The sequence below is a fragment of the Flavobacterium sp. genome, assembly GCF_035760125.1.
Lineage (GTDB): Bacteria > Bacteroidota > Bacteroidia > Flavobacteriales > Flavobacteriaceae > Flavobacterium.
On record NZ_DASTTN010000185.1, the window covers coordinates 1 to 5378 of the forward strand.

Annotated in this window: 6 protein-coding genes and 1 pseudogene; all 7 read right to left on the reverse strand. The window is 31.5% G+C overall.

Translation table 11 applies throughout. The features are described from left to right. Window positions 1–249 (reverse strand): annotated as a pseudogene (locus VFS71_RS06955) (CAP domain-containing protein); the annotation flags it as partial. A 155-nt stretch (window positions 250–404) separates the two neighbouring features. Beyond that, window positions 405–1049 (reverse strand): pyridoxamine 5'-phosphate oxidase, encoded by a 645-nt coding sequence (pdxH, locus tag VFS71_RS06960; protein WP_326400202.1) that lies wholly within the window; start codon window positions 1047–1049, stop codon window positions 405–407. Window positions 1050–1084: 35 nt separating this feature from the next. Continuing rightward, on the reverse strand, window positions 1085–1990 hold the full coding sequence (locus VFS71_RS06965; protein ID WP_326400203.1) for a ribonuclease Z: 906 nt from the start codon (window positions 1988–1990) through the stop codon (window positions 1085–1087). A gap of 149 nt (window positions 1991–2139) precedes the next feature. Further along, entirely contained in the window at window positions 2140–2472 is a 333-nt protein-coding gene (locus VFS71_RS06970) for a ribonuclease Z (protein ID WP_326400204.1), read from the reverse strand. Between the two features lie 9 nt (window positions 2473–2481). Next, window positions 2482–3408, reverse strand: coding sequence for an aspartate carbamoyltransferase catalytic subunit (locus VFS71_RS06975; protein ID WP_326400205.1), 927 nt, complete (start codon window positions 3406–3408; stop codon window positions 2482–2484). Window positions 3409–3477: 69 nt separating this feature from the next. Continuing rightward, window positions 3478–4017, reverse strand: coding sequence for a bifunctional pyr operon transcriptional regulator/uracil phosphoribosyltransferase PyrR (gene pyrR / locus VFS71_RS06980; protein WP_077375890.1), 540 nt, complete (start codon window positions 4015–4017; stop codon window positions 3478–3480). A 296-nt stretch (window positions 4018–4313) separates the two neighbouring features. Next, the coding region (locus tag VFS71_RS06985) for an ABC-F family ATP-binding cassette domain-containing protein (protein ID WP_326400206.1) at window positions 4314–5378 on the reverse strand (1065 nt) is incomplete at its 5' end.

The window sequence follows — 5378 nt, forward strand, 5'->3', positions numbered from 1 at the left end:
ATAATTATCATGCTCCTCAGATTTATATGAAATATGATTAATTTTTTCCAAAGCATTCAAACCTATGCTTACTCTATAATTATTAATCAATGTCATCGTCTCTAATTCTACTGGACTATATTCATAGTTCAATACAATTGGCAAGCTTTCAGAAGATTCTTGTGATGCAGTAGTATCCTCAGCTGTACAGGAAACTATAAAAGTCAAAATCACAACAAAAAAAGACGTGCGAAATAATTTCGAATACATAATGATAGTAGTTTAAATTTAAAGTAGATTGGGGGCAAACTGCTTTAATGTTAGTGGTTTAGATTATTAATCAAATTAACTTACTAATCCTTAAACTACCAAAAAAAATCGACGAACTACATCAAAATCATAAAAAAAAATCATAAATTCCTACATTATGGAGCTAGACGAGAAATCGTCCATGAAAAATCTTCCTGAAGAGTATAACGAATTCTATCATGCAAACGATTGGGTCTTCCTTGCCAAAACTCTACCTCTAAAGGAGTTACCAAAAAACCTCCCCAATGCTTTGGACGAGGAATTTCTTTTCCTTCAAAATCTTTTTCTAATTGCTTTAAACTCTCTTCAAGATAATTTCGAGAAGGAATAACTTCACTTTGATTGGAAACTATAGCGCCTAATTTACTACCATCCGGCCTTGATTCAAAATAACCATCTGAAATATTTTCGGATGTTTTCTGGGCAGTCCCTTTTATTATCACCTGTCGTTCCATGCTTTCCCAAAAAAAAGAGAGACAAATTTTGGGATTATTAATTATAGCCCTACCCTTTTCCGAATTATAATTCGTAAAAAAGACAAAACCTTCCTCGTTAAATTTTTTCAACAAAACAATACGTGATTTTGGAAAACCATCCAAGCCAATCGTAGAAACTGTCATCGCATTGACTTCTCCTTCACCGTCAAAATCCTCCTCTTCATGAAACCATCTATTAAAAAGGTTTATTGGATCTTCTGGAATAGACGATTCTAATAATTCACTTTTCTCATATGATTTTCTATAATTGCTTAAATCATTCATTTTTTACAAACTTTAAATTATCAAAAAAAAAAAAATTAAAATTCAAAACTTTTTCCATCATCAGCCAATAGTATTTCTTTGAAAATGGTTTCTGCTTCTTTTTTAAACAAATCAATACTATCGTAGCGAGTAGAATAATGACCTAAAATTAATTGTTTTACATTGGCTTTCAAAGCAATTTTGGCTGCTTCTTTGGCTGTTGAATGCATAGTTTTCTGTGCCAATGTTTCCTCTGATTGCAAAAATGTAGACTCGTGATACAATACAGTAACATTTTCTATTAAATGAATTATATCTTCACTGTATTTGGTGTCTGAGCAAAAAGCATAACTCAAAGATGGAATTGGATCAAAAGATAATTTGTGATTGGCAATAATCCGACCATCCTCAAGCGTAATATCTCTTCCATTCTTGATATTTTGATAATAACAAGTATTGATCTCATAGTCGTGAACAGCATTTAAATCGAGTCTGCGCTCCCCTATTTTTTCTTGAAATAAAAAACCATTTGTATATACGCGATGTTTTAATGGAATGGTTTTCACGATTACTTTATCATCTTCATAAATTATCTCACTTCCCTTTGATTCCAATTCATGAAAAAACAATTGATAATTAGTCCATGAATTTGATAATTTTAATTGCAAATCAATTATCTCTTTTATTCCTTTTGGACCATAAATATGCAAATCTGTAGTGCGCCCTAAAAGTGCAAAAGTGGAAATCAAACCTATTAATCCAAAAAAATGATCTCCATGCAAATGAGAAATAAAAACATGATTAATTTTTGAAAATTTCAATTTGTTTTTACGCAATTGTACTTGTGTGCCTTCACCACAGTCAATCAAAAAAAGTCTATTTTTAATTTCTAAAACCTGGGAGGTGGGATTGGTTAAAGTACGAGGAGTAGCGGCATAACAGCCTAATATTGTAAGTTTCAATTTTTTTTGTTTAATCGTTTAAAAAATAAATTTCTGGAATTTTTAATTGTAAAATTAAACAAACTAAAAAAAATGGACTAAAATAAAAATCCAAATTTATATCTGTTTAAAAATTTTAAACGATTAAACAAATAAACGATTAAATAATTTTAAAAACCTAAATCTCTTTCAATTTCATCCATTTCAATCAAATCTTGAGCTTCCAATTGGGTTGGAACAACTGTAATAGAAACTGGAACTTTATTATAGTCTAAATCTTGGACAACAAAAACCAAGGATTTTTTTTCTTTTTTATGTTTTTTTGCTAATTCAGAAAAAATCTTAATTGATTTTACATCAACCGATTTGTCGTGAGAAATATCTAAAATAAGGTTATGGTCTTTAAAACTATTGTATTGACTATTTATTTTTTCTAGAAATTCTACAATATCTCCTTCAGTATCTTTAATTATAATAGTATGTCCTTTTGCAGTAACTTTCATAGTTATTCTTTATTGGATTTTTGATGCTAAAAGATAGATAACTGCCATTCTAATAGCAACACCATTCTCTACTTGATTTAAAATCACCGATTGTTGTGAATCGGCTACATCACTTGTAATTTCAACTCCACGATTTATAGGCCCTGGATGCATAATTACAATTTCTTTATTGAGTGAATCCAATAAAGCTTTATCAACTCCATATTGCTGAGCATACTCTCTGGTTGATGGAAAAAAATTAACATCCATCCTTTCATTTTGAACTCTTAACATATTCGCTACATCACACCATTCAAGCGCTTTACGCAAATTAGGCTCAACTGTCACTCCAAGTGATTCAATATATCTTGGAATAAGTGTTTTCGGCCCGCAAACTTTAACTTCTGCACCTTGCATTTGCAAAGCATATATATTCGAAAGTGCTACTCTTGAATGCAAAATATCACCGACAATAACTACTTTTTTCCCAGTTACATCACCTAATTTTTCTCTGATTGAATAACTGTCTAATAAAGCCTGTGTTGGGTGTTCGTGAGCTCCATCCCCTGCATTTACAATACTTGCCTTAACATTTTTTGATAAAAAATAAGCGGCGCCAGGATTTGAATGTCTCATGACCACCATATCCACTTTCATCGAAAGAATATTGTTTACAGTATCAATTAATGTTTCCCCTTTTTTAACCGAAGATTGTGCTGCCGAAAAACTAATAACATCAGCAGATAAACGTTTCTGAGCTAATTCAAATGATAATTTTGTTCGTGTACTGTTTTCAAAAAAAATATTTGCAATTGTAATATCCCGCAACGAAGGAACTTTCTTTATCGGGCGATTAATTACTTCTTTAAAATGATCGGCAGTTTCAAAAATCAGGTTAATATCATTTTCATTAATATATTTAATACCTAATAAATGATTTACACTTAATTCGCTCATTATTGTTTAGATTTTCAGATTTTTATAATTATTAATATGGAGATTCCGTTTATTCTTGAGTTTCCAAATCTAATTGGTAACTAAATAAACACCATCTTCCCCATCTTGCTCAGCCCAACACACTTTTACTTTCTCTCCATTAATTGCATCTACTTGACGACCACGATAATCTGGCTGAATGGGTAAGTCTCTACTAAAACGACGATCGATTAATGTCAAGAGTTCAATTCCAGAAGGTCTCCCAAAAGATTGAATAGCTGTCAAAGCAGCACGAATGCTACGTCCTGTGTACAATACATCATCAATGAAGATTACTTTTTTCTCTTCTACTAAAAAATCAATTTGTGTTTTATTGGCTTCCAAAGGCTTATTGGTTCTTCGGAAATCATCTCTAAAGAAAGTGATATCCAAATATCCCAAAGATACATTTGGTATGTGATATTCTTTTTCTAATAATTCCTTTAATCGTTCTGCCAAAAATGTCCCTCTAGGCTGGATCCCTATCAAAACTGTATCCGAAAAGTCAAGATGTTTTTCAATTAATTGACAAGCCAAACGATTCAAAATAATATTGACTTCTTTTGAATTGAGTAACACTTTTTGATTCATATTTAGCAATTATTTGTTTTTAAAAGATTTACGGCATCATTAGCATTATTATTGAAATGCAATATTTGATATTTACTGTTTCAAAACATCCGTACGTTCGGTTAAGCAAATATACAAATTCCGAATTAGGATTTATTAATTGCAACACCAGAAAAATTATTTCTTTTTTTCCTAAAAGAAATCCATATTGCCTTATGCCAAATATACTTCTTAGAAGAGAATCTTTCGAAGATTTATCTGCAAAAAAAACTCCCACATAAATGCAGGAGTCTATAATTTATTGAACTTAATTATTCTTAAGAATACATTTTGGCTCTCAATTCTTGAATTTTTTCATCATCCAAATATTCATCAAAAGTCATATAACGATCAATAACTCCATTTGGTGTTAATTCAACCACACGATTACCAACTGTTTGTGCAAATTCATGGTCATGAGTTGTAAAAATAACCGATCCCTTAAAGTTTTTCAATGAATTATTAAAAGCTGTAATAGACTCTAAGTCCAAGTGATTTGTAGGCTCATCAAGCATCAAGATATTAGCACGTTCCATCATCATTCGGGACAACATACAACGAACTTTTTCTCCTCCTGATAAAACACGACTTGTTTTTAAAGCCTCTTCTCCAGAGAAAATCATTTTCCCAAGGAAACCTCTAATAAAAACTTCATCACGTTCTTCCTCCGTTTTTGCCCATTGACGTAACCAATCAACTAAAGTATAATCATTTTCAAAAAAAGAATGATTTTCCACCGGCAAATACGCTTGATTTGTGGTAACTCCCCAATCAAACTCACCAGAATCCGGCTCTTGATTACCGTTCAGAATTTCATAGAAAGCTGTGGTAGCACGCGAATCTCTTGAAAAAAGAACGATTTTATCGCCTTTGGCCATATTCAAATCAACTCCTTTAAACAAAGTTTCACCATCAATAGAAGCGCTTAAATTTTGCACATTCAAAATTTGATCTCCAGCTTCACGATCTTGATCAAAAATAATCGCTGGATAACGACGGCTAGAAGGTCTAATCTCTGAAATATTTAATTTAGAAATCATTTTTTTACGAGAAGTAGCTTGTTTAGATTTAGCAACATTCGCAGAAAAACGACGGATAAACTCTTCTAATTCTTGTTTCTTTTCTTCAGCTTTTTTGTTTTGTTGCGCACGTTGTTTGGCTGCTAATTGGCTAGATTCATACCAAAAAGTATAGTTTCCTGAATACTGGATTATTTTACCAAAATCAATATCCGATATATGTGTACAAACTGAATCCAAGAAGTGTCTGTCGTGAGAAACTACAATTACTGTGTTTTCATAGTTTGCCAAGAAATTTTCCAACCACGCAATTGTTTCAAAATC

Bases quoted from the DNA above. Each gene is read 5' to 3' on its own strand.
- pdxH (WP_326400202.1), bottom strand. From the start codon at position 1,049: ATGAATGATTTAAGCAATTATAGAAAATCATATGAGAAAAGTGAATTA.
- VFS71_RS06975 (WP_326400205.1), bottom strand. From the start codon at position 3,408: ATGAGCGAATTAAGTGTAAATCATTTATTAGGTATTAAATATATTAAT.
- pyrR (WP_077375890.1), bottom strand. From the start codon at position 4,017: ATGAATCAAAAAGTGTTACTCAATTCAAAAGAAGTCAATATTATTTTG.
- VFS71_RS06970 (WP_326400204.1), bottom strand. From the start codon at position 2,472: ATGAAAGTTACTGCAAAAGGACATACTATTATAATTAAAGATACTGAA.